The organism is Oceanobacillus polygoni (assembly GCF_008304605.1).
Lineage (GTDB): Bacteria > Bacillota > Bacilli > Bacillales > Amphibacillaceae > Oceanobacillus > Oceanobacillus polygoni.
Map to the genome: position 1 here is coordinate 80,161 of NZ_PIJY01000057.1, position 23,465 is coordinate 103,625.

The 23,465-nt window shown below is 37.2% G+C and carries 22 protein-coding genes and 1 pseudogene; 18 read left to right on the forward strand and 5 right to left on the reverse strand.

Going from position 1 to position 23,465, the window contains the following annotated elements:
• The first annotated feature begins 193 nt into the window (after positions 1-193).
• The 9 genes from F1560_RS21555 to F1560_RS21595 all read left to right on the forward strand — a co-directional run bounded on the left by F1560_RS21555 (position 194) and on the right by F1560_RS21595 (position 10,714).
• A complete protein-coding gene (locus F1560_RS21555; protein WP_149476664.1) occupies positions 194-2,065 on the forward strand; it encodes an anaerobic ribonucleoside triphosphate reductase in 1,872 nt (623 codons plus the stop codon).
• Positions 2,062-2,535 carry an anaerobic ribonucleoside-triphosphate reductase activating protein gene (nrdG, locus tag F1560_RS21560; protein WP_149476665.1) on the forward strand — a complete coding sequence of 158 codons (474 nt, stop codon included), beginning with the start codon at positions 2,062-2,064 and terminating at the stop codon, positions 2,533-2,535. Before F1560_RS21555 ends, nrdG begins: the two co-directional genes overlap by 4 nt.
• 286 nt (positions 2,536-2,821) lie before the next feature.
• Positions 2,822-5,629 (forward strand): UPF0182 family membrane protein, encoded by a 2,808-nt coding sequence (locus tag F1560_RS21565; RefSeq protein WP_149476666.1) that lies wholly within the window; start codon positions 2,822-2,824, stop codon positions 5,627-5,629.
• 501 nt (positions 5,630-6,130) lie between these two features.
• Complete coding sequence (locus F1560_RS21570; RefSeq protein WP_149476667.1) at positions 6,131-6,934, forward strand: N-acyl homoserine lactonase family protein; 804 nt, start codon at positions 6,131-6,133, stop codon at positions 6,932-6,934.
• 13 nt (positions 6,935-6,947) lie between these two features.
• Positions 6,948-7,421 (forward strand): MarR family winged helix-turn-helix transcriptional regulator, encoded by a 474-nt coding sequence (locus F1560_RS21575; protein WP_149476668.1) that lies wholly within the window; start codon positions 6,948-6,950, stop codon positions 7,419-7,421.
• Between the two features lie 133 nt (positions 7,422-7,554).
• Positions 7,555-8,598 carry an alpha/beta fold hydrolase gene (locus F1560_RS21580; RefSeq protein WP_149476669.1) on the forward strand — a complete coding sequence of 348 codons (1,044 nt, stop codon included), beginning with the start codon at positions 7,555-7,557 and terminating at the stop codon, positions 8,596-8,598.
• A gap of 20 nt (positions 8,599-8,618) precedes the next feature.
• Entirely contained in the window at positions 8,619-8,852 is a 234-nt protein-coding gene (locus F1560_RS21585) for an AbrB/MazE/SpoVT family DNA-binding domain-containing protein (protein ID WP_149476670.1), read from the forward strand.
• A gap of 196 nt (positions 8,853-9,048) precedes the next feature.
• A complete protein-coding gene (locus tag F1560_RS21590; RefSeq protein ID WP_275955869.1) occupies positions 9,049-9,957 on the forward strand; it encodes a LysR family transcriptional regulator in 909 nt (302 codons plus the stop codon).
• A 118-nt stretch (positions 9,958-10,075) separates the two neighbouring features.
• Positions 10,076-10,714 (forward strand): HD domain-containing protein, encoded by a 639-nt coding sequence (locus tag F1560_RS21595; protein WP_149476672.1) that lies wholly within the window; start codon positions 10,076-10,078, stop codon positions 10,712-10,714.
• Positions 10,715-10,785: 71 nt separating this feature from the next.
• Here the strand turns inward: F1560_RS21595 and F1560_RS21600 are convergent, their stop codons facing one another.
• Complete coding sequence (locus F1560_RS21600) at positions 10,786-11,841, reverse strand: LLM class flavin-dependent oxidoreductase (RefSeq protein WP_149476673.1); 1,056 nt, start codon at positions 11,839-11,841, stop codon at positions 10,786-10,788.
• A gap of 179 nt (positions 11,842-12,020) precedes the next feature.
• On the opposite strand from F1560_RS21600, the gene wrbA reads away from it, so the two are divergent.
• Positions 12,021-12,623 (forward strand): NAD(P)H:quinone oxidoreductase, encoded by a 603-nt coding sequence (gene wrbA, locus F1560_RS21605; RefSeq protein WP_149476674.1) that lies wholly within the window; start codon positions 12,021-12,023, stop codon positions 12,621-12,623.
• Between the two features lie 131 nt (positions 12,624-12,754).
• Here the strand turns inward: wrbA and F1560_RS21610 are convergent, their stop codons facing one another.
• Complete coding sequence (locus tag F1560_RS21610) at positions 12,755-13,390, reverse strand: nitroreductase family protein (RefSeq protein WP_149476675.1); 636 nt, start codon at positions 13,388-13,390, stop codon at positions 12,755-12,757.
• A gap of 348 nt (positions 13,391-13,738) precedes the next feature.
• On the opposite strand from F1560_RS21610, the pseudogene F1560_RS21615 reads away from it, so the two are divergent.
• Positions 13,739-14,678, forward strand: a pseudogene (locus F1560_RS21615) (ring-cleaving dioxygenase).
• Positions 14,679-14,895: 217 nt separating this feature from the next.
• On the opposite strand, the gene F1560_RS21620 reads toward F1560_RS21615, so the two are convergent.
• Positions 14,896-15,774 carry a helix-turn-helix domain-containing protein gene (locus tag F1560_RS21620; protein WP_149476676.1) on the reverse strand — a complete coding sequence of 293 codons (879 nt, stop codon included), beginning with the start codon at positions 15,772-15,774 and terminating at the stop codon, positions 14,896-14,898.
• A gap of 100 nt (positions 15,775-15,874) precedes the next feature.
• On the opposite strand from F1560_RS21620, the gene F1560_RS21625 reads away from it, so the two are divergent.
• Together F1560_RS21625 and F1560_RS22535 are read left to right on the forward strand one after the other, a co-directional pair.
• Positions 15,875-16,777 carry a DMT family transporter gene (locus tag F1560_RS21625; protein ID WP_149476677.1) on the forward strand — a complete coding sequence of 301 codons (903 nt, stop codon included), beginning with the start codon at positions 15,875-15,877 and terminating at the stop codon, positions 16,775-16,777.
• A gap of 14 nt (positions 16,778-16,791) precedes the next feature.
• A complete protein-coding gene (locus F1560_RS22535) occupies positions 16,792-16,899 on the forward strand; it encodes a Uma2 family endonuclease (RefSeq protein ID WP_245347820.1) in 108 nt (35 codons plus the stop codon).
• Positions 16,900-17,130: 231 nt separating this feature from the next.
• Here the strand turns inward: F1560_RS22535 and F1560_RS21635 are convergent, their stop codons facing one another.
• On the reverse strand, positions 17,131-18,312 hold the full coding sequence (locus F1560_RS21635) for a chromate transporter (protein WP_149476678.1): 1,182 nt from the start codon (positions 18,310-18,312) through the stop codon (positions 17,131-17,133).
• 15 nt (positions 18,313-18,327) lie between these two features.
• The gene (locus tag F1560_RS21640) at positions 18,328-18,636 is read right to left on the reverse strand and encodes a PadR family transcriptional regulator (protein ID WP_149476679.1); all 309 of its coding nucleotides are present in this window, start codon (positions 18,634-18,636) and stop codon (positions 18,328-18,330) included.
• 282 nt (positions 18,637-18,918) lie between these two features.
• Here F1560_RS21640 and F1560_RS21645 point away from each other — a divergent pair, with 282 nt between their 5' ends.
• The 5 genes from F1560_RS21645 to F1560_RS21665 all read left to right on the forward strand — a co-directional run bounded on the left by F1560_RS21645 (position 18,919) and on the right by F1560_RS21665 (position 23,399).
• Entirely contained in the window at positions 18,919-19,857 is a 939-nt protein-coding gene (locus F1560_RS21645) for a phosphotransferase (protein ID WP_149476680.1), read from the forward strand.
• A gap of 630 nt (positions 19,858-20,487) precedes the next feature.
• The gene (locus F1560_RS21650; RefSeq protein ID WP_149476681.1) at positions 20,488-21,042 is read left to right on the forward strand and encodes a GNAT family N-acetyltransferase; all 555 of its coding nucleotides are present in this window, start codon (positions 20,488-20,490) and stop codon (positions 21,040-21,042) included.
• A gap of 88 nt (positions 21,043-21,130) precedes the next feature.
• Positions 21,131-21,787, forward strand: coding sequence for an HAD family hydrolase (locus tag F1560_RS21655; RefSeq protein ID WP_149476682.1), 657 nt, complete (start codon positions 21,131-21,133; stop codon positions 21,785-21,787).
• A gap of 228 nt (positions 21,788-22,015) precedes the next feature.
• Positions 22,016-22,561, forward strand: coding sequence for a CueP family metal-binding protein (locus F1560_RS21660; RefSeq protein WP_149476683.1), 546 nt, complete (start codon positions 22,016-22,018; stop codon positions 22,559-22,561).
• A 142-nt stretch (positions 22,562-22,703) separates the two neighbouring features.
• On the forward strand, positions 22,704-23,399 hold the full coding sequence (locus F1560_RS21665; protein WP_245347819.1) for a cupin domain-containing protein: 696 nt from the start codon (positions 22,704-22,706) through the stop codon (positions 23,397-23,399).
• Positions 23,400-23,465: the final 66 nt, after the last annotated feature.

Below are 23,465 nucleotides of genomic sequence, written 5' to 3' on the forward strand. Positions count from 1 at the left end.
GGTAACATACAACATGTAGATGCTCATTACTTCACTAACGCAAAATATGGTGTTTTGAGATATGTGTTGATTTAAAAAGGGAAATCAATCAGTTAGAACTTGTTTTTACCCCTGTAACTATATAGTGATGATATGCAAAAGCTATATAGCAGGGAGAAATAAAAAAATAGGTTGTTGATAGGAGAGCGAAAAAATGAGTACAAGTATTCAAACGGAAGCGAATCACTACTTTACACTAAACAAGTTGGATGAGATTGTTTATTCAAGTAATCATGACCTAATTCAAGAGAATGCAAATGTTGATGGAAATTCCCCGATGGGACAAATGTCAAAGGTTTCCACAGAGGTAACGAAATTGTATGCAAAACAAATGATACTTAGTGAAGACATTAGGCAGGCAATTGATGAAAATTATATTCACCCACATGATCTTGATTTTTTAATAACGGGAACGACCACCTGCTGTCAGATTCCACTGGCAAAAGTATTGAAAGATGGTTTTAACACTGGACATGGATATATGCGAGAACCGAAAGATATCGTAAGTGCCATGGCTTTAGCATCCATTATCTTTCAATCTAATCAAAATATGCAGCATGGCGGGCAAAGTTATCCAATGTTTGATTACGATCTCGCGCCTTATGTGGATAAAACCTTCGAGAAAAACAAGAAACGTTTACAAAGCTATGCTACTCAATATACTGAGGAAGCGGTTGATAAGATAGCTTGGCAGGAAACGGATCGGGATGTATACCAAGCATGTGAAGCCTTTATACATAATTGTAATTCCATGCATTCGCGTGGAGGGGGACAAGTCCCGTTCGTTTCCATCAATTACGGTACGGATACATCCATGGCTGGTCGCCTCCTGGTAAAAAACCTTTTACTAGCCACTAAAGTAGGATTAGGTAATGGAGAAACACCTATTTTTCCTATTCAAATTTTTAAAATGAAAAAGGGAATTAATTTTGAACACAGAGAACCGAATTATGACTTGTACCAACTAGCACTTGAAACGACAGCGAAACGTCTATTCCCAAATTTTAGTTTTATCGATTCTTCGTTCAATATAGAGCATTATGATGGTGCTCCAGAATCGGAAGTAGCCTATATGGGGTGTCGAACACGTGTAATGGCAAATAGGCATGGTGAAGAGAAGGGCGTCGGGCGAGGGAATTTGTCCTTTACCTCTATTAATCTTGTGAAACTTGCACTTGTGGCAAAAGATGAAGAAGATTATTTTAAGCTACTGGACTACTATGTAGGAATAACAATTAAACAATTATTGGAACGTTTTGAGTTTCAGGTTAAAAAGAAGGCAGGGAATTTTCCATTCTTATATGGTCAGCATATTTGGAAAGGCAGTGAACACCTCCAGCTAGAAGATGAGCTTAATGAGGTATTGAAACAAGGAACGTTAAGTGTTGGCTTCATTGGATTGGCTGAAGCGTTAGTTGCTTTGACGGGTCAACACCATGGTGAGTCGGAGAAGTCGTATCAATTAGGATATCGAATCATTCAGTATTTACGAGAAAAGGTTGACGCAGCGAGTGAAAACTATGATTTAAATTTTTCACTGATTGCAACTCCTGCAGAAGGTTTATCTGGAAAATTCACGCGAAACGATCAACAGGTTTTTGGGGAAATACCTGGTATAACCGACAGGGATTATTATACGAATTCCTTCCATGTTCCGGTTTATTACAATATCAAGAGTATAGATAAGGCGAGAATTGAAGGTTCCTTTCATAAATTATGTAATGGTGGTCATATTACGTACATTGAATGTGACGGAGATGTTTCAAAAAATATAAAAGCGCTAGATGTTTTAGTGAAGGCGATGGCTACATCCGATATTGGCTATGGTGCCATCAATCATCCCGTTGATCAGTGTGGAGTTTGTGGATATTCAGGGATCATCGATAACGCGTGCCCAAGCTGCCAGAATGCAGATGAAAGCAAGATCGGGCGAATCAGAAGAATTACTGGTTACTTGGTTGGAGATATGCAACGGTGGAATTCTGCCAAAAGTGCAGAAGAAAGAGAAAGGGTTAAACATCAATGAAAGTGATGAATATCATTCATGATTCGGTTGTTGATGGCGAAGGGTTACGAACGGTCATTTTCTTTGCTGGTTGTCCGCATTTTTGCAAAGGATGCCACAATCCTAAAAGCTGGAATATCCGCAACGGCACGGAGATGTCAGTTGATGAGGTTATTGAAGAGGTGGCAAGTAATCCGCTAACAGATGTCACTTTATCTGGTGGTGACCCATTTTTCCAAGCGAAGGAAGTGTGTCAAGTAGCGAAACGACTAAAAAAATTGCAGAAAAACATTTGGGCATATACGGGTTATACATTCGAACAGTTACTTGCATCCAATGATCCATATAAGCAGGAATTACTTCGTTATTGTGATGTTCTCGTTGATGGTCCGTTTATTTTCGAAGAACGGGATTTAACTTTAAAATTTTATGGTAGTCGTAACCAGCGAATTATCGATTTATCGCATTTGGACAGTGTAGGATTGATTTGAAAATAACACTATTCTAGGGGTTTATTCATTGGAATTGGCTGTGTGATAGTAAGATAGCTGTAGGGACAGGCACCTTGACTTGCTCAAGCGTGGCCTGTTTCTTTGTATCTTAAACTGGGGTAACTTCTATTTATTCATTTTGGCCTTTATTATAAAACAACCAAAAATGACTTAAGCATACATTATTGGTAAAATAATAGAATAGATAATAATACATAGGAATCGGTTCTAGCTTTATTTTTTCCTGGGAAAATAAGATTAGAAAGGAACCGATAAAGGAGGGCATATGGACTTTAACGTTAACATAAACCGTAATCAAATGAAAAAGATACAAAAGTTTGGTGGTTGGACCGGGGCCATTATTGGAATTCTGTTTCTTCTTTTCATTTTAGGTACGATCGCATTCCAATGGATTACAGAATATATTTGGATGGATTCCATTGATTTTGGTACCGTGTTCACGACAATTCTAGGTAGTAAACTTGCACTTGCAGCAGCTGGTTTTGTCATCTTTGGCTTTGTAACCTGGTTGACCGTATTTTGGATACGCAGAACTTATTTAAGCCATTTCGATTTACATCAGCTTCCCACATTTCTCTATGAAAAGAAAGCAATCGTGAATGGAGCAATTATCGCAATTGCTGTGTTCGCAGGACTTATCGGTAGTATTATTGTCCAGGGCGTGGGCTGGGAACCACTCTTAAAGATACTAAACTATGAAACTTTTGGAGAAAGTGATCCTATCTTCAACCGAGATATTTCCTTCTACATGTTTGTGCTGCCATTTTTAGAAATGATTATCAATATTTTACTAGGGCTAAGCTTCTTCATGCTTGTAGTTGTGATTGCTGCGTATTCTGTTTTTCATATGTACCGCATGAATCGTTCCGCGCAAATTCATCTTGGATTAACCATTGCTATTATTGGTGTGTTGTTAGCAGGCACACACTTACTATCACCATTTAAAACATTGCTGACGAATCAAGTAAATGTTTTTCAAACTAGTGTGGTGCACGGTCTAAGTTACACCGATCGCATTATTAATATCCCTGTTTCCTATGTTCTAGCTGCAGTAGCAGTTATCGGTGCGATTTGGATTATTCTTACACTAAGGAAAGGCAATATCAATTTGATGCTGATCCCAATTGTTGCTTATATTGCTTTCATCATTCTTGGACAAGGGGTCTCTGCAGTTGTTCAAAATTACATGGTAGAGCCAAATGAGTTTCAACGCGAACAGCCCTACTTAGAGCATAATCTGAATTACACAAGGCAAGCTTATGATCTTGAAAATATTAACATAACGGAGCATCCAGGTAACCAGGATTCATTGGATGAAGAGATGCTTGAGAATAATGAGCTAACCATTAATAACGTGCGAATTAATGATGCACGCCCGTTGCTTGATATTTACAATCAATTGCAGACATTCCGTACGTATTATCAATTCAATGATATTGATGTTGATCGCTATGAAATTGATGGCGATTACCAGCAAGTATTTATTGGTGCAAGGGAATTGAACACCGATGACTTGCCAGAGCAAGCTCAGACATGGGTAAACCAGACATTACGCTATACGCATGGATATGGGATTGCGATGAGTCAGGTTAATGAGGTTACTTCCCAAGGACAGCCGCAATATATTGTAAAAAACCTTCCACCGGAAGGAGCGGTTAACGTTGAGCGTCCGCAGATTTACTTTGGGGAATTGGAATATCCAAACGTAATCGTCAATTCGGCAGTCGATGAATTCGATTATCCGTCCGGAGAAGAAAATATGACCAATCGCTATGAAGCAGATAAGGGGATTCAGCTAAGTGGTTGGAACCGTTTGTTATTTGCTATTAATGAAGGATCCTTCCGTATGCTCGTGTCGGATCAGCTTTCAAGTGAAAGTCAATTGCTCGATACCCGGAATATCGTAGATCGGGTTAACCGGATTGCACCATTTTTCGAATATGATGCAGACCCGTATATTATCGTACGTGACGATGGGACGCTAGCTTGGATAATTGATGCATACCTTGTAGAACAAGGCTATCCATATGCAGAAAACTACCAAGATAATAAGAATTATATTAAAAATGCAGCGAAAGTCATGATCGATGCGTATACTGGAGAAGTTAATTTCTTTATTACAGAACCAGAAGATCCATTACTCAGAACGTATCAAAATATCTTCCCGGAATTGTTTACAACGGAAATTCCAGAAGATGTGAATAGTCATTTCCGTTACCCAGAAAGATTGTTTACGATCCAAGCAAACAAATATGGAACGTATCATATGACAAATCTGGAAATTTTCTATAACCGCGAAGACCGCTGGGAATTCCCGACGGAGCATTATTTTAATGAAGACATTGAAATGGAACCTTATTATGTAACGATGAAGCTTCCAGAATATGAGGAAGAAGAATTTATTTTAATGATGCCATATACACCTCGAAACCGACAGAATATGGTTGGTTGGATTGGTGTACGTAATGATGGCGAGCACTATGGAGAAAAGTTTGTCTACCGTTTTCCAAAACAGGAGAATGTCTATGGTCCACAGCAAATTGAAAATAGGATCAACCAGGACAGCGTCATTTCTCAGGAGTTAAATCTCTGGTCACAAGGTGGTTCTCAAGTTATCCGCGGAAACTTGTTATCCATCCCGCTTGAAGACACGATGCTCTATGTGGAACCAATCTATATTGAGTCTTCCAATGAAACATCGTTGCCAGAAGTAAAACAGGTTGTCGTTGCATATCAAGATTATATCGTTATGGAGGCAACATTTGATGAAGCGTTAGAACGTATCCTTGAGCTTGCTAGAGGTGATATCGACGCAAGTGACTTGCAGCCTGAGGGACCGTCAACAGAAGATGTCGAAGAAGAGCCAGAGGAATCAGGTGAAACTGAGGAATCAGCAGAACCGGAAGAAGAGGAAACGCCTACTCCAGGAACCTCTGCCGGTTCCGATCAATTACTGCAGGAATTCTCTGAGCTGTTTAGCGATTATCAAGATGCCCTTTCTAATGGAAATTGGGAAGAAGCAGGGGAAATTATGGCTGAGATTGAAGCACAGTTAGAACAAGCAAATCAATAATGTTCTTACAAAGAATGAGCACAGCATATTGCTGGTGCTCATTTTTTTGATTAAGTAATGACCTCCGTATTCGAAAGGGAAGTGAGCTGCTTCATCATATATTCTTTACTGTAGGAGAACTTGGTTTTATCCAATAAATGATTAACCCTAATGTTTCTTTTGTTTGGTAATGGATAAATATATCGTAATTGATTTCTCCTAAAGCGGATTTAGCAGAAAATTTTAGTTGAGATAGGTGGCAATTAAATCGAGCAACACTATTATCTAATCTTATTAAAAGATCACTTGATATGTGCAAAGTTAGAAAAAGGATGCGTAAAATATAAAATCGGCATTTTTCTTTTAATAATAATGATATGCAACTTTACTTAGTTAGTAGTTTTTTAATATATTAAGAGCGTTTAAGCCAATTTACTAGGTTAAAAGATCATGCATCGGTAGAACTAACAGATCTTTTTGTGAGTAGTAATTTGTCAATTTTAATTCGTTAGGAGGAGAAAAATGAAAATACATATATTGCATACAGGTAAAGTTCTTATTTATCGTTCTCTAGCTTATAAAGAACGTGGTCTTCATCCAGCACCTTATACAGGGTGGCTAAGGAGGAAGGAGAATAAAATGTGGGTACCTGTATCCTCTTATTTAATTGAACATCCAAAAGGCTTAATTTTGGTGGATACTGGATGGAACGAAGACATGAGATTGAATCAAAGGAAACATTTGGGTAACTTCGCTTATTCTATGTATAAAGGTGAGCTTCCAGAAGGTAAGTCTATAGCTGAACAGCTCTATTCTCTAGGTGTGAGTAGTAAGGAGCTGGATTTTGTTATTTTATCGCATATGCATTCTGATCATGTTAGTGGCTTAAGGCATGTAAAGGATGCAAAAAAAATTCTTACCAGTAAAATAGAATGGAATGCTGCACAAAAAAAGTTGGGCTACATAAAAACCATGTGGAATAATATTGCGATTGATACTTTTGAATTAATGGACATACCATATGGTCCGTATAAAGAAGGTTTTGATTTATTACGGGATGAAACGCTTTACCTTGTTTATACTCCTGGTCATAGTGATGGTATGATTTCAACATTAGTTAAAATGAAAAATGGTTGGATGGTATTAGCAAGCGATGTCGGTTATTCTGAAAGGTCATGGAAAGAAATGATACTTCCAGGAATAACAACGGATAGGAAGGCTGCCTATCAGTCTTTGAAATGGCTGAGGGATTTTTCACTAAAAAGGGATTGTATAAAAGTAATTGCAAATCATGACGCTAACGTAAAACCCCAAATCATTGAATAAGGAGAATAGAAAAATGAGAATAGATATAAAAGAAGCTGAGAAATTTAGGTATCTTGTCTTAGCAGTTCAGAGGCAAGGGAACAGACTCTTAAAGAGTTACTTCAAAGAAATAGGTGTCACACCTTCACAAGCAGAAGTGATAACGATTTTAAAAGATACTCCATTTATTACCCTAAAGCAACTAGGAGCCTTGTTAATTTGTGAAGAAGGGAGTCCTTCAAGGTTAGTTGAAAGAATGGTTAAGGACCAGCTAATAGAACGTATTAAAGATAAAAAAGACTCTCGATTTGTTAGACTTACACTAACCCCATTAGGGAACGAAAAATATTCGGTAATCCTGAAGGCTGAGAATGAAATGTATAATATGCTTCACCATGTTTATACACAAGAAGAATTACAACAATCCAATCAAATGTTAAGCAAGTTATTAAAAGATACCCCATTTGAGCAAAAACTTGAAGAACGAGACTTTAGTTTAAAAGGATGAGTACCTAGATAATATAGGTGCTCATTTTTTTGATTAAGTAGAAAGCAACTATCTTGCAGTTTTATAAAACTAGAAGCATTATTAGTATGCAAAGTATGAAAAGTAATACTTATAGAGTGGTGTGATTATCTAAATGACAATTACTATTGGAATCGTTGTGTTTGTAATTCTGTTTTTTGGTAGCTATTTTTACACAAATATAACGTACGATACAAAGCTTATTAAGAAATTGTACAAAGCTGGTTTCATGGAAAAACAAGTAACATTGGCTGATGGAACAGTGTTAAATTATGGCGAGGGTCCTGATAATGGAAAGCAAGCTCTTTTATTGATTCACGGTCAAGCAGTGACCTGGGAGGATTATGCCAAAGTGTTACCTGCTCTTGCCGAACATTTCCATGTGTATGCTGTCGATTGTCACGGACATGGGGAATCCTCGATGAACCCAGAAAAATATAAAGCTCAATTAATGGGGGAAGATTTTAAGTGGTTTATTGAACATGTTATCCAGGAGTCTGTTATCGTATCTGGTCACTCCTCTGGAGGTTTGCTGACAGCTTGGCTAGCAGCGAATGCACCAGAACATATGAAAGGCATCATCATTGAGGATGCTCCATTTTTCTCTACGAAGCCAGGAAGACGTGAAACGACTTATGTTTGGATTGATGGATTTAACATGTATCACGAATTTACACAACAAAATGAGGAAAACGATTATTTTGCTTACTATTTAAAGCGGAGCTACTGGAAAAATGTATTTGGAGAGAAGCTTTGGAATCGATTTGCAAAGGACGCACTTTTCTATAAAAGGAAGCATGCACATAAACCAGCAAAAGTATGGTATCTTCCACCAGCGATTAATCGTATTTGGGAGACGATAACGTACCCGTACGACCGGTGTTTTGGTGAAACGTTTTATACCTATTCTTGGTTTGACGGATTTGATGAAGAGGAGACACTCTCGCAGATTGATTGTCCGACAGTTTTTATTAAAGCGTCGACGAAGTATGATAAAAATGGGACTATGCTTGCTGCACTAAGTGAAGAGGACACGGAGCGCGTCATAGAGCTTATTGGTGGTAGCAAGCGAATGAATATAAAATCAGGTCATGACGTGCATTATGATCACCCTAAGGCGTTTATTAAAATTGTACTTGATTTTGCGAAAGAGCTTTAAAGAGAAAGGAAGGAATTAAGATGGCAAATCCAGAAGGTAAACATATATTTGGCGTTGTAAAAGTAGGAACGAAAGGGCAGATTGTCATTCCGAAAGATGCTAGAGACATATTTGATATTAAACCAGGTGATTCTTTATTAATGCTTGGAGATGAAAAACAGGGAATTGCATTAGTTAAGCAAGACGCGTTTTTTGAATTTGCGGATGCGATATTGAATGCTAAAGAGATAGATGATTCTGGTGAAAAACAGTAAGAAATAATTACGACACTACCAATATTCAGATTGACGGAATCATTTTATGTACCCATGAAACTAAATCTACCACGAAAGGTTCAGGAGTTAAAAATGAATGACTGCTTCTGATTAATCCTCCTATGTTAGAATGAGGTATCGAATATTTATTAATTCTTTGATTAGAAAGGGATGAAATCATATCGAATTCCGACATTTGGAATATTTTTTAATGGTTAGCAAAGAAATGCATTTTACAAGGGCTGCCGAAAAACTGGGTATTTCGCAGCCGACATTGAGCCACCAGATTAAAATGCTAGAACAAGAGATTGGACATGCGCTTTTTAACCGTATTGGTAAGCGGATTGAGCTTACGAAGGTTGGAGAAATTGTCCGACAAGAAGCATTAACGATACAACGTTCCGTACAAAGCATATCTACTCAAATTAATGCATTTTCGAATATGGAATGTGGAGAGCTGAAAATTGCTGTATTGCCGGGAGAAATTACGGATTTAGTATCAACATTGTGTGTCAAATTCACTCAATTGTATCCCAACATTAAAGTGGTTGTTCAAACAACGGATCAAGTGGAAACAGCCGTTTTAGAAAACCAAGCTGATTTTGGTATTGGTTTTACTTTGGAACAGACTAATATGCTGCAGGCAACGAAATTATACGATGATGAATTTTACTTGATTAGTAATCAAAGGAGTGAAGGGGCCGGCGCGCTCTCATTCTCTAATGTTTTAGATAAACCGCTTATATTATTTCCGCCAATTCATCAATGTAGAAAAATACTTGAAAAAACAAGTCAGACGTTTGGTAGGCAGCTAGAACCCATAGTAGAAACTTCTAGTGTTGAATCTATTTTGAAGCTCGTTCGAAGTGGAGTTGGAAACAGTATTGTCTCGCGTACATTATATGAATTTTATGATACCGAGAATTTGTATCTTCAACCGATTGAAAATCCTACGTTGGAAAGAACGGTTTATCTAGTGATGAAAAAGAATTGTTTTGTTGATTATGCAGCACGTAAATTTATACAAATATTAGTTGAGGAAATTGAAAAGCTACGTTTCCATACAGAAAAGACTGCGATAGCTTCTTTACAAAAATCTTTATAATAGATTTCATCTATCATTATCATAGAAATGATAGTATAGGAAAGTGATCAAATCTTATTTACAATAGAGACAGTTCATATAGGGATGAACTAGCAAATTGTAAAGGGGATTTTTAACGATGATACAGGAAGTAGCAGGTATTAAAATTCCAGATTCTAAATTGGCGAAGGATGCAGCAGATATTTTACGAGATTATGGGAATGACTTATTGTGGAATCATTCCAATCGTGTGTTTTTATTTGGTGCAGTCAATGGTGTAAACGCCAAGCAGAAGTATGACTTGGAGCTATTGTATGTTAGTGCATTGTTTCATGATTTAGGATTAACGAAACAGTATAGTAGCCCGGATTTGCGATTTGAGGTAGATGGTGCAAATGCAGCAAGAAGCTTTCTGCAGCAGTATCAAATTCCCGATGGGGCGATCCAGCTTGTATGGGATGCAATTGCGTTGCATACAACACCAGGTGTTGCAGAACATAAAGAGTCTGAAGTTGCATTACTCTTTCATGGTGTTGGTTTAGATGTAATGGGAGATGGCTTTGATCAATTCCCAGAACACTTGCGTGAGGAAATTATACAAGCCTTCCCGCGAAACAATTTCAAACAAGAGATTATCCCGGCGTTTTATGAAGGCTTTAAGCATAAGCCAGAGACGACATTTGGTAATATGAAGGAAGACGTTGTTCAATATTTTAGGCCTGAATATAAAAATAAGAATTTCTGTCAATGTATTTTGCATTCCCCTTGGTCTGAATAGGTAGAGATGTACAAAGGAAAACAGGCACTTCTACATTTGGAAGTGCCTGTTTTCCTATGAGAAGGTATTGATTATGCTTGTTCGGATGCTTCCCATTTTGCTACTTCTTCACGTACCATCGGTGCAACCTTTGTACCTAACAATTCAATCGCCTTCATAACATCCGCATGTGGCATGGAACCAACTGGAACATGAAGCATAAACCGTGTAATGCCTACATTTTTACGTAGGAAGATAATCTTTTCAGCAACGGTTTTCGCATCGCCTACATATAACGCTCCTTCTAGGCTTCGTGCTTGATCGAATGTATTTCGTGTATAAGGTCCCCATCCTCGCTCTTTCCCAAGCATATTCATTGCCTGAGCAGTTGATGGGAAGAATTTGTCCGCTGCGATATCCGTTGTTTCAGCAACAAATCCATGTGAATGGGAAGCGACCGTTAGCTTAGATGGATCATGACCACTTTCTTTGGCAGCTCGATGATAAAGTTTAACAAGTGGTGCGAACTGTAATGGGCTACCACCAATAATCGCAAGAACTAGTGGGAGACCAAGCAATCCTGCGCGTACCACGGATTCAGGAGTGCCACCACTCGCAATCCAAACCGGTATTGGGTCCTGAACTGGACGCGGATAAATACCACGGTTTTCGATAGAAGGACGATGTTTTCCATTCCAATTTACAAACTCTGAAGAACGAATTTTTAAAAGTAAATCTAATTTCTCGTCGAATAATTCATTGTAATCATTTAAATCATAGCCGAACAATGGGAACGACTCAATAAAAGAACCACGGCCTGCCATAATTTCTGCACGTCCATTAGAAATCGCATCAACCGTAGAAAATTCCTCAAATACCCGAACTGGATCGTCTGAGGATAAAACAGTTACAGCACTTGTAAGCCGAATCCGATTCGTCTGAGATGCGGCTGCTGCCAGTATTACTGCTGGTGCAGATCCAGCATAATCTTTACGATGATGCTCTCCGACACCAAACACATCTAGGCCAACCTGATCCGCTAATACAATCTCTTCTACAACCTCACGAATTCGCTCTGCATGGCTGATTACATTTCCTGTATTTGTATCTGGAGTTGTTTCAACAAATGTTGTTACACCAATTTCCATGTTATAGCCTCCATTTCAGATTCTCATTTATAGTGTAACTTTAGAGGATTGTCGGTGGTTTTGGAAGAAAAAAGCTTTATCTTAATAGAAATTCTGGTAAAAGGCGTATAGAAGGAGATAGGAATAAAAATGGGGTTTTGTAGACAAGCTAATTGCAAAAACAAAGGAGAATAGAAAAAATGTCAAATGTTAAATTAGCAGTTGTTTTTTATAGTATGGGTGGTACAAACTATCAATTAGCAAAATGGGCAGAAGAAGGAGCACAAGCAGCAGGTGCTGAAGTAAGGGTATTAAAAGTACAAGAATTAGCTCCGGAATCAGTAATTGAAGCAAATGAAGGATGGAAAGCAACTGTAGAAGCAACAAAAGACGTTCCGGTTGCGACGTCCGAGGATATCGAATGGGCAGATGCTATTATCTTTAGTGTTCCGACGCGCTTTGGTAACATGCCATCTCAAATGAAGCAATTCCTTGATATTCAAGGTGGTCTATGGGCTCATGGAAAAACAATGAATAAAGTAGTAAGTGCAATGACTTCTGCACAAAATCCACATGGTGGTCAAGAAGCCACTATTTTATCCTTGTATACTTCTATGATGCACTGGGGTGCTATTATTGCTGCACCTGGTTACACGGATCCTGTTATTTATGGAGCAGGTGGAAATCCTTATGGGACAAGTGTAACAGTTGATCAAGAAGGTAAAATGATTGAGGATGTTGAAGACGCTGTGAAACATCAAGCAAAACGTACGGTGACAGTTGCGGAATGGGTAAAAGGATAACCAATAATAGGATCAGGTATAGCAAATCCCTCACAGAGGAAGTGGTGAGGGATTTGTTATCCAAATTTTAATTTGAGATCATCTATTTCGGTGAATTTATTTACTAATATTAAAAACAAAACATATGAAATTTACCGATATCCGTTGAAATTGACGAAATCTCCTACTGGTCTACGATAGCCCCGCGGGCGCACCTTATCGACACTTTTACCAATTGTGATCAACATAATTGGTTGGAGATGATTTGGAATATTGAACTCTTCCCTTAATTGGTCTACATGATGAACATGCATTGGGCAAGTATCAAATCCATAATGTTTTGCATTTAGCATAAATAACATCGCGTTAATTCCAACATTTCGCGCCAATTCTATATCTAAAGCATTTGGATTTGCCTTTAATCCATCACTATATTTCTTTATTGCACCCATTGTCATATCATAGTCAATTTCATTCATCATCTTTAGCATTTTCATTGGCTTATAGATTTCTTCTACCTTGGACATTTCAATGCTCTTTTTATTTCCCAATACAATAATAACAGCACTTGCTGTATGAATTTTGTATTGGTTAAAGCTTAATTCTTTTACTCTTTTTTTCTTATCTTTATCCGTTATTACTAAATAATCCGTAAATTGCAGATTATAAGCGCTTGGTGCCAGCTTTGTTAACTCAAATATTTTATTAAAATCATCTTCTGTTATTTCCTCATTCTCAATAAAATTAACTGCTGAATGGCGAGCAGTTACTAATTCTTCAAAATTCATTCTGATACCCTCCTGAAACATAAAAATAGTTCTTTTTACCTAAATATAACTTGGATGATAAATATTTCAACTTAAATGCTTGGGTTAAATTCATGTTGCAATATAATGAGTCGCTTCTTTTTGTTTCAAATTCTTGTTTTGATAAAAGTAGAGGAAGGTCTGAGATGGCAAATATATTTAATTAAAAATAAGTAGTTGACACATTATTAATTCCATACAACAATACATTTAATTAAATATACTTTAATTAAATGTATTGTAACGTAATGGACAAAATAAGTCCAGTAGATAGTCCACCATCCAATTAGGCACTGAACTAAAAATATGAAATTGAAGGAGAGAATTGCAATGAAGGAAACTGCAGGTATTCACCATATTACAGCGATTGTTGGACATCCACAGGAAAACACAGATTTTTATGGAGGTGTATTAGGTTTAAGGTTACTTAAAAAAACGGTTAACTTCGATGATCCTGGTACGTATCATCTTTACTTCGGTGATGATGGTGGGAAGCCAGGGAACTATTATTACCTTTTTCCCGTGGGCTAACGCTTATCAAGGAAAGGTTGGTGGTGGACAGGTAGGTGTAACCACGTATATCATCCCGGTAGGTTCTGTGAATTTTTGGAAAAATAGATTAACAAAGTTCAATATTACGTACAACATAGCGAAAAGATTCGGAGAAACCTATCTGGAATTCTCTGATCCGCATGGGTTACAGCTAGAACTTGTGGAGCGGGATGAAGGAGAGCCAAACAATTGGACACACGGTGATGTTACGCCTGAGGTCGCCATTAAAGGGTTTGGTGGAGCTATCTTATTATCCACTAATCCAGAAAAAACTGAGGAAACACTTCTTAATGTTTTGGGACTTAAAAAAGTCGGTGAGGAAGATGATTTAATCCGTTTCAAATCCCACGGTGATATTGGGAATGTAATTGATGTGAAGCGAACTCCAATTGGCAGGGGACAAATGGGAGTAGGGACAGTTCATCATATAGCATGGCGTGCTAAAGATAATGAAGATCATTTAGACTGGCAGCAGCATGTAGCAAACAGTGGCTATGGGGTAACAGCAGTAAGAGATAGAAACTATTTTAATGCTGTCTACTTTAAGGAATACGGCGAAATTCTGTTTGAAATTGCAACAGACCCACCAGGGTTTACTCATGATGAGTCTTATGAAACCATGGGAACGGAATTGAAGCTGCCTGCTCAATATGAGCAGTATCGGGACCAATTGAATCGATCATTGATACCGATTGAAATAAGAAACGTTGATAACTAACTAGATAATCTCCAGAATTTCGTGAGATTAGAGGATTGAATCTGAAACGGATGAGGAATTTAAGGCGTGTTAGATAGATGAAGAATCTAATTCGGTAATTAAACAAACATTTGATTAACTGAAAATGTATTGAGGGCTCTAATCCAATAAGTACGTTTTTGAAAAAGCCTTGGAATCTCTTAAAGAAAAGTAAATGAAAAGGTTAAGGGTCTAACGATTACTTAACCTTTTTAGCATCTCTATATTTTTTAGGTGTGTGATGAAATGCCTTTTTGAATTTATCAATAAAGTAGCTAACACTAGAAAATCCACATTCTATTGCAATTTCAGTAATAGTGCTCCTCGTCCCGATTAGAAGATCAATGCTGCGTTCTAATCGATAATCAAGGATATACGTAAAGGGAGTTCGTCCAACATGTTTCTTAAATAATCTGTTTGTTTCAGATTTGCTTAAATAGGCTATGTCAGCAAGTGTTTCTAATTTAATTTGTGTTCGGTAATGCGTATGAATATATTCTAGAATATTTTTTACTCGTTGGTCATAAATCGGGTTATTATTCGTTGAATCAAGTACGACCTCATGTAGTAATTCTTTTATACATATTAGATATTGAATGGTTATGATTAATTCAAAAGATTTTTCTTTTATTATGTAACAATCATAACTAGTCATAATGGCTTGTATAATACGATTATGTCCTTCGTTTGAAGGGTTAAGAATGACGTAGGGTGTGCTTCCTTCCTGTATTAAAGGAAGGATGTATTTGGTTTGGATGTGTTTATCGAATAAGGTAATCCCTATATTCCAGCAGATAAATGTAGCATTCAATGTTTTTGCATGGATTTCATGAATAATCCCAGAATTGATAAAAAATCCGGATCCTTCCGCTAAGCTCATTTTTTCCCCTAAAATATGAAGTTCTACTGTACCTTTCACCACGGCGACAAACTGTAATTCCTCATGCCAGTGTAACGGGATGTAACCTAAAAGCGTCTTTGAAATGTTTGTGCATTCGATGGAGTGTAACCAATCTGGTTCTGTATAAGGAATGAGTTCTTCATTCAACGAATTCAAGATAATATCTCTCGTTTTCATGCTATCACCTCAATATTTATATATTTTTTGACTCTATTTGTATATAATTATGGGGTTTACTAAGATATAGTAATCATATATTAGTATTATAGGTGATGTTATGAAAAATACAAACAATCGTACAGTCGGAATTATTTTTGTTCTTTTAGGTGCAAGTTTTTGGGGAATTGGTGGAACAGCAGCACACTACTTATTTGAAACAGCTGATATCAATGTAAATTGGTATGTTTCAACCAGACTTGTACTTAGTGGGGTGTTGTTATTAGGAATGCAATTGCTCCTAGCAGGTAGAAAAACGGTTTTTACGATATGGAAAGATCCCCAAAAAAGATTATCTTTAATTATTTTTAGTTTGTTGGGGATGTTATTAGTTCAATATTCTTATATGGCCTCCATTGCAGAGGGGAATGCAGCTATAGCCACTTTATTACAGTATCTAGCTCCCATTTATATTATTATCTGGGTTATTTTTAGAGGCCATCAGAAGCTACATGTTTCAGATATGGTTGCGATTTTGTTAACGATAATCGGGACACTGCTTTTGTTAACGAATGGTTCGTTTAAAGGATTGTCAGTTCCTAGTATTGCAATCATTTGGGGAGTTATCTCTGGGATTTCACTAGCATTCTATACACTTTATGCGCGCAATTTGCTCCGCTTTTATTCATCCGTAACAGTTGTTGGATGGGCTATGATTATTGCTGGGGTGTGTATGAATGTTATTCATCCCATCTGGAGAGTTGAAACACAGGATTGGTCGGCAGCAACTTTCGGCGTATTAGGTTTTACGATTATATTTGGCACAACACTTGCCTTTTGGATGTTTATCAAAAGTTTAGAGTATTTGGAAGCAAAAGAAACAACATTATTGGGGACTGTCGAGCCATTAACGGCAGTAGTTAGTAGCGTCATCTGGTTAAATATTCCGTTTGGGTTTTGGCAAGTTATCGGAATGGGGTTAATTTTAATTTTAGTACTTTATTTATCGTTAGCTAAAAAGTAATAGTAGAAATGTAAATGAGTAAGTTGGATCGTTGGACGAAATACCAGCTTTACGAAATAGCAGGTGTAAAAGAGTACTGGCTTGTTGATCCAGCTAACGAATCTGTAGAATACATCTTTTAATCGATGAGCACTATGAATTTCATGGAGTTTTTACAAAAGATGATACGATTTCCTTTCATATTTTAAGTGGATTGGAAGTAGATCTTGGACGGATATTCATGTAGTTAGATGTAAAAAACCTAAGCAATATGAAAGGAAATTATGAACATGGGGAAAGGCATTTGTAAAATAGAAGAAAAAGGCTATTCCAATACCCGCTTGGAATAGCCTTTGCTATTGTTTAAAGAAATTCTAAAGGTATGATATGAACATTCCACCTATTGCACCAGATAACACAATTACCCATGGTGGAAGCTTCCAGTAGACGAGCATACTGAATAGTATGGATGCGAGTGCAAAGTCGATTGGAGCATGAATCGAACTTGTCCAAATGGGGTCGTAAAGTGCAGCGATTAAAATACCTACAACAGAAGCATTTACCCCGATTAATGCAGCTTTAATTTTCGGGTTGCGGCGTAGTGCATCCCAAAATGGCAATGTACCTAAGATGAGAAGGAATGCTGGTAAAAAGATTGCAAACGTAGCAAACAAACCGCCTTGCCAGCCATTTATTACTGCCCCAATGTATGCGGCGAACGTAAATAATGGGCCGGGAACTGCCTGTGCTGCTCCATAACCTGCAAGAAACTCCTGTTCACTTAGCCATCCTGCAGGAACAAATTCCTGTTCTAATAAAGGTAACATAACGTGTCCTCCCCCAAAAACGAGAGAGCCGGAGCGATAGAAACTATCAAACAAAGCAATCCACTGTATCGATGTAAGGTTACGTAATATTGGTAGCAGAATGAGTAAACCAAAAAATAGCGTTAAACAAATATACCCGAATCGACGTGAAATATGGAAATGGCTAACCGTCTGTTCTTCCTTGTTGGTTTGCTGTCTGAAAAGAAGGAAACCGACAACTGCTGCTAAAAGAATTGCACCAATTTGTGTATAAGCTGTCTGCCATAGTAGCGTGACAACGAGTGTAAATAAAGCAATTGTTTTTCTTTTTAGGTCAGGTGTTAAGTTTTGGGCCATACCTAAGACTGCATGGGCAACAACGATAACAGCAACGATTTTCAATCCATTGATCCATCCAGCATTTTCTATTCCAAACGTATGAAGAAGGGAAGCGAAAATAATAAGTGCAATGACAGACGGTAATGTAAAGCCAAGAAAGGAAATAATTCCACCGAATACTCCTCCACGCATGACGCCAATCCCAATTCCAACCTGACTACTAGCGGGTCCGGGCAGAAACTGACAGAGTGCAACTAAATCTGCATAGCTTTTTTCGTCCATCCATTTTCTTCTTCGTACATACTCTTCGTGAAAGTAGCCTAAATGTGCAATAGGTCCACCGAATGACGTTAATCCAAGCCTGGTAGAAACGATTAAGATTTCTAACCATGTTTTAAGTTTACGATTCATGTTTGCACTTGCCTCCTAGTCTTTAATCTCTTTAAATAATTCATAGGCTTTAGCCCGAGCTTGATCAAGAATTTCTTCTCCTTTGCTAGTAGCTGTATAATACTTTCTTATTTTTCCTTCTACATTTCGATCTTCTTTCGTTAAAAGCCCATCTGATTCCATGTTGTGAAGAATTGGATATAAGGTGCCTGCGCTGATCTCGTAGCCGTGTGATTGTAACTCTTCGTACATCCAAGCTCCGTAAATCGGATGTTCCTTTGCGTGATGTAAAATATGTATTTGGATAAATCCTAAAAAGAGCTTTCGTAGTATTTTATCTTCCAATTTTACTTACTCCTTCCTAACAATTGAATCAATATCGAATATCGATATTGATTTTCGATATTTCTAAAGTAACACGATTCATTGTCTAGTACAATGTACTTCATCAAAACTTAAAAATCTTTACACTTACTTAAAATAAATGGAATGTTAAAGTAGAGTTAGTGGAGAAAACTTTATAACTTCATTTGTTATAATAAATCTACGAAAAAACTCGTGCTTGCCTACATATTTTTTAGGTACTTCATATATAAAGAGTTCAATTCAATACTAGGAGAGAAATGCATGGATAATATCAATAATATATTAAGAGCGCACTATAATATCGGAGTCATCAATAAATCGAGTCAACAAGGTGGATGGGCATCGCTTGCTTATAAGTTAGATGATGGAAAGAATGCTTACTTTCTGAAAGTATACGAAAAGCAGCGAGCATCTACGCCAAAATTGACAGCACTTATTGACCAATATACGCCTATACTCATGTGGTTAAAGGAGCATAGTAATTTAAAAACTCATATCATTGTACCGATTCTAACCAAGCAAAAGGAGTATACTTGTGAAGATGAAAATAACATTTACATGCTCTACGACTATATCGATGGAGGGACCATTGGTAATCAATCTTTAGCAGATAACCAGATAAAGCAGTTTTCACAAATTATCTCAGAGCTTCATTTGTATGGAGAAGATATCCCTATTAAAACAGATGCAATCAAAGAAGATTTTGATGTAGCATTTCTAGAACAGTTACAAGATACGGTGAGCGATCGTAATAATTTTATGTTCGACGTATGGCAATTAATTCGTCCGTATGTTAAGACATTAGAAGAAATGACCATACATGTTAAACGACTTGCAAAGCAATTAAAAGTGGCTAACCTAAGGATGAGTCTGTGCCATACCGATTTACACTATTGGAATTTGATGCAATCTGATCATCTCATGTTAATCGATTGGGAAGGACTAAAATTAGCACCAGTTGAAGCGGATTTAATGTTTGTTGTGGATAAGGCTTATTTCAATGAATTTCTTACGATTTATCAAAAAAGCCATCCAAACTTCTCGATTAATTCTAATGCATTAAAATTTTATCAAGAAAAAAGAAAGCTAGAAGATATTTGGGAGTTTATCGAACAACTTTTATATGATAAGCAAGAAGAACATGAACGAGTTACGACAATAGATTATTTAGTAGATGAGTTGAAAAGTATTGGTGAATGATGAAAAACCAGAACCTATTTTTTTCTTGTCACGAACCGACTTGCAGTTTCGGTAATGCTCACCTTGAAGGTCATTATTGTTGTTGTGAATGGATAATAATCAGTATTATAAAAAGGAATTACGATGATTGAAGAGAACTAATATAAAAGGTGAGGTAATAATTTATCGTTATGATGTGAGGGTGAGAAAAAGTGAGGTTAGATAATCCATTTGCTATTGGTAATACAGCAAAAATATATCAGTAATAATCGAGTTGTGAAGTTATTTAAAAGAAAGAGATATTTCAATGGGCTCCAATTATTGCAGGAGCACGATTGTCCGAAAATGTATCTCCAGAAAGTGCTGAACGGCTTAGAAAGATGGTAGACCATCCGGATTTTATGTAGTTAATGAACTATAGGGGGCTCTGAAAACTGTATCGGGACAGGGTATGTTTACATTTATAATCTAGATTATAAGAAGATTCCTTGTTAACATGTGTTGGTTGTTATGTTATGTTTTCCCTAACTCGATAATTTCTGGGGAGACAGTCTAATTTAAGAAAAATTTTGTATGATTGCCAAATGGTTAAGACGATCCTTCAGATAAGGCTTAACCCTACTGGATAACGATGATAAGGAGAAGATTTAAATGAAAAGAATTCGTCTGAAAATGATAAGAGAAGATTTATTAAGTATTCCAGCGTATTCACTTCCGGATGGATATCAAATTCGAATGTTTAAAAAAGGTGACGAGCATCACTGGGCTAGAATTGAAGCGAGTGTGGATGAATTTAAAGATGAAAAGGCTGCACTTGAACACTTTGCGAAAGAATTTGGACCGTATATAGATGAAATGGAAGAGCGCTGTCTATTCATTGAAAATAGTCAGGGAGAGGCGATTGCAACAACAACCGCATGGTATGGAGATTTAAAAGGAAATGGTGAGATATTGGGCAGAATCCATTGGGTCGGTGTTGTTCCCGAATATCAAGGGAAGAAGCTTTCGAAGCCTTTACTTAGTGAGGCACTAAAAGTTTTAGCACAGCATCATGAAGGAGCTTATCTTACATCGCAAACAACGAGTTATCAGGCCGTTAATATGTATTTAAACTTCGGATTTGAGCCTTTCATTACAGAACCTAGCTGTCACGAGGCATGGGACTTAATGGAAAGTACGTTAGAACGAAGGATAGTAACAAAATAAGCAGTTTTTTTAAAGGGCGATAGTTTAGTGCGAGTTACGAAAAGTGTATATTCTCTTTTGGATAAAGAGAATATATAGGAGGCTGATTATGATTAAGGCAGTGATCTTCGATTTCGATGGATTAATCTTAGATACCGAGACAGCTTGGTTTCAATCCTATAAGGAAGTTTTAAATGACCAATTTAAATTTGATTTACCACTTGAAGTCTTTGTGAAGTGTGTTGGCTCTAATGACACAGCATTAGTTGCATATTTGAAAAAAGAGATTGGTGATCAACTGGATGCGAATGCGATTCGTGAGCGTGCAGGAGAATTACATGCGCAACTGGTTAAGGAAGCAAAGGCACGGGAAGGTGTGGAAGCCTATCTTGCGGAGGCACGTGAGGCAGGGCTGACAATTGCATTAGCAACGAGTTCAACTAAGAAATGGGTGACTACTCATTTGACCAATTTAAATTTGATTTCCTATTTTGATTATCTCATTACACAAGATATGGTAGAACTTGTTAAGCCAGCGCCAGATCTGTTTTTGAAAACATTAGAAATACTTAAGGTCGAACCGTATGAGGCAATCGTTTTTGAAGATTCCTTAAACGGTTTAATGGCTGCATTGGAAGCGAAACTACCTACTGTTATTATTCCGAACCCAGTTACAGAGTTGTTGCCATTTGAAAATTATCATTTAAAGTTAAACTCTATGGCGGATATGAGCTTGCAGGATATTATAGAGTCTTTGAAAAAATAGGTGGCAATGATTGAAGAAGCTTTGACTGTGAACTTTGTTGGCAAGACGAATAGGGCGTAGGAACAAATAACAGCAAAGGATAGAATTGAAGCATGTGAATAAATCTTGAACTCTTTATATACAGACCTATCTGTAAGTAATTTATGCTAAAATATAATTAGTTTGTGAATATGTGAACGTGATAAAATGGAATGTAAAAAAATAGATGAAGGTAGGTCTTGTGTCAAAATGAGAAGAAAACTAGTTGTGGTTATTGGATTTGCATTAGTTGTTTTGATAGGATATCTGTTTTCGGTGAATAACAGTAACGTGGCCCAGAAAGAAAATGGATCGAAAGACATTAAGGAATTGGTGCATGATTACAGCAACGGTAATATAGAAAATCAATCTGCTTCTATTACATCACATGAACTTATCGTGACGGATCAGGATGGTAGTCAGCAAACGTATGATTTACCGGAAGATGAATTTTTTGTTTCCATCGCTCCGTATATGAAGGAAACCCATCCATGTGCTATTCATAGCTTAACTGGGTGCCAAGGAGAAATGGTAAATGAAGAATTTGATGTATACATTAAAGATTTAGACGGTAATGTGATAGTGGATGAAACCATGAAATCCCAATCCAATGGATTTGTTGACTTGTGGCTTCCTCGGGATAGTACGTATCGTATTACAATTGCAAAAGATGGAAAAGAAGTGAAGTCAGAGATTTCTTCATTTGAAAGTGACAATACATGCGTTACAACGCTGCAATTAGCTGAGAATATGTGAGGTTTCCCAATCAGTGAAGGGAACTTCGCACATAAAACGGCTTCTTCCATTATGGTATATGTTAATGAAAGGTACAGGTTACATTCTCTAGTGATAGGCATATGCTAACTTATAATGCTTTGAAAGGAATGAGAGTAGAAAAATGTATACTGTATTTTTACCATATCCGTATCCTTATTATGTTGGTTCATCTATAACACCTAATCCGTACGATGCTTTTCATACTTATCAGGAAGAACTGCAAAGAGCATATCAAGCGAGATTAGATGCTTATGAAGCACAAAGAAAAGCATATTTGTCTAATCCAAATCAAAATGAAACAGAAATGGCTAGCCCATCTTTGACTGTTGATGATGAAGAAGTTCGAGAGAAACCGTTAGAGGATGCACAATCATCAACACAAGATACTCGAGTTGTTTTAAAAGATTATGGAGCTGCCCCATTTGTGGTTAATATTGAGAATGCTACGGAGCAAAACACGAATTATCGCACTGTTTTATGGACAGGAAATCATTTGCAAGTTACATTGATGCGAATTAGCGTTGGAGAGGATATTGGTTTAGAAAGACATTCAAATCTTGATCAATTTATCCGTATTGAGGAAGGCCGTGGGCTCGTACAGATGGGCGATCATCAACACGTATTTAATTTTGAAGAAAGGGTTCGTGAAGACGATGCAATCATGATACCTGCAGGTAAGTGGCATAATCTAACGAACATTGGCAATGAACCGCTACAGTTATATTCGATCTATGCACCACCCGAGCATCCACATGGAGCTGTCCATGCAACAAAAGCAATTGCCTTGGCTGCTGAAGCGGAACACGGACACTCATAGAGGTAATGAATGCCTAAACAGAGAGAAAAAGCAAATATTCGGTAACAGATGAAGGCAATGCGCCCT

What these genes read in the sequence shown, in the direction of transcription:
- F1560_RS21555 (WP_149476664.1), top strand. Translation starts at nt 194, where the DNA reads ATGAGTACAAGTATTCAAACGGAAGCGAATCACTACTTTACACTAAAC.
- nrdG (WP_149476665.1), top strand. Translation starts at nt 2,062, where the DNA reads ATGAAAGTGATGAATATCATTCATGATTCGGTTGTTGATGGCGAAGGG.
- F1560_RS21565 (WP_149476666.1), top strand. Translation starts at nt 2,822, where the DNA reads ATGGACTTTAACGTTAACATAAACCGTAATCAAATGAAAAAGATACAA.
- F1560_RS21570 (WP_149476667.1), top strand. Translation starts at nt 6,131, where the DNA reads ATGAAAATACATATATTGCATACAGGTAAAGTTCTTATTTATCGTTCT.
- F1560_RS21575 (WP_149476668.1), top strand. Translation starts at nt 6,948, where the DNA reads ATGAGAATAGATATAAAAGAAGCTGAGAAATTTAGGTATCTTGTCTTA.
- F1560_RS21580 (WP_149476669.1), top strand. Translation starts at nt 7,555, where the DNA reads ATGACAATTACTATTGGAATCGTTGTGTTTGTAATTCTGTTTTTTGGT.
- F1560_RS21585 (WP_149476670.1), top strand. Translation starts at nt 8,619, where the DNA reads ATGGCAAATCCAGAAGGTAAACATATATTTGGCGTTGTAAAAGTAGGA.
- F1560_RS21595 (WP_149476672.1), top strand. Translation starts at nt 10,076, where the DNA reads ATGATACAGGAAGTAGCAGGTATTAAAATTCCAGATTCTAAATTGGCG.
- F1560_RS21600 (WP_149476673.1), bottom strand. Translation starts at nt 11,841, where the DNA reads ATGGAAATTGGTGTAACAACATTTGTTGAAACAACTCCAGATACAAAT.
- wrbA (WP_149476674.1), top strand. Translation starts at nt 12,021, where the DNA reads ATGTCAAATGTTAAATTAGCAGTTGTTTTTTATAGTATGGGTGGTACA.
- F1560_RS21610 (WP_149476675.1), bottom strand. Translation starts at nt 13,390, where the DNA reads ATGAATTTTGAAGAATTAGTAACTGCTCGCCATTCAGCAGTTAATTTT.
- F1560_RS21620 (WP_149476676.1), bottom strand. Translation starts at nt 15,774, where the DNA reads ATGAAAACGAGAGATATTATCTTGAATTCGTTGAATGAAGAACTCATT.
- F1560_RS21625 (WP_149476677.1), top strand. Translation starts at nt 15,875, where the DNA reads ATGAAAAATACAAACAATCGTACAGTCGGAATTATTTTTGTTCTTTTA.
- F1560_RS22535 (WP_245347820.1), top strand. Translation starts at nt 16,792, where the DNA reads ATGAGTAAGTTGGATCGTTGGACGAAATACCAGCTTTACGAAATAGCA.
- F1560_RS21635 (WP_149476678.1), bottom strand. Translation starts at nt 18,312, where the DNA reads ATGAATCGTAAACTTAAAACATGGTTAGAAATCTTAATCGTTTCTACC.
- F1560_RS21645 (WP_149476680.1), top strand. Translation starts at nt 18,919, where the DNA reads ATGGATAATATCAATAATATATTAAGAGCGCACTATAATATCGGAGTC.
- F1560_RS21650 (WP_149476681.1), top strand. Translation starts at nt 20,488, where the DNA reads ATGAAAAGAATTCGTCTGAAAATGATAAGAGAAGATTTATTAAGTATT.
- F1560_RS21655 (WP_149476682.1), top strand. Translation starts at nt 21,131, where the DNA reads ATGATTAAGGCAGTGATCTTCGATTTCGATGGATTAATCTTAGATACC.
- F1560_RS21660 (WP_149476683.1), top strand. Translation starts at nt 22,016, where the DNA reads ATGAGAAGAAAACTAGTTGTGGTTATTGGATTTGCATTAGTTGTTTTG.
- F1560_RS21665 (WP_245347819.1), top strand. Translation starts at nt 22,704, where the DNA reads ATGTATACTGTATTTTTACCATATCCGTATCCTTATTATGTTGGTTCA.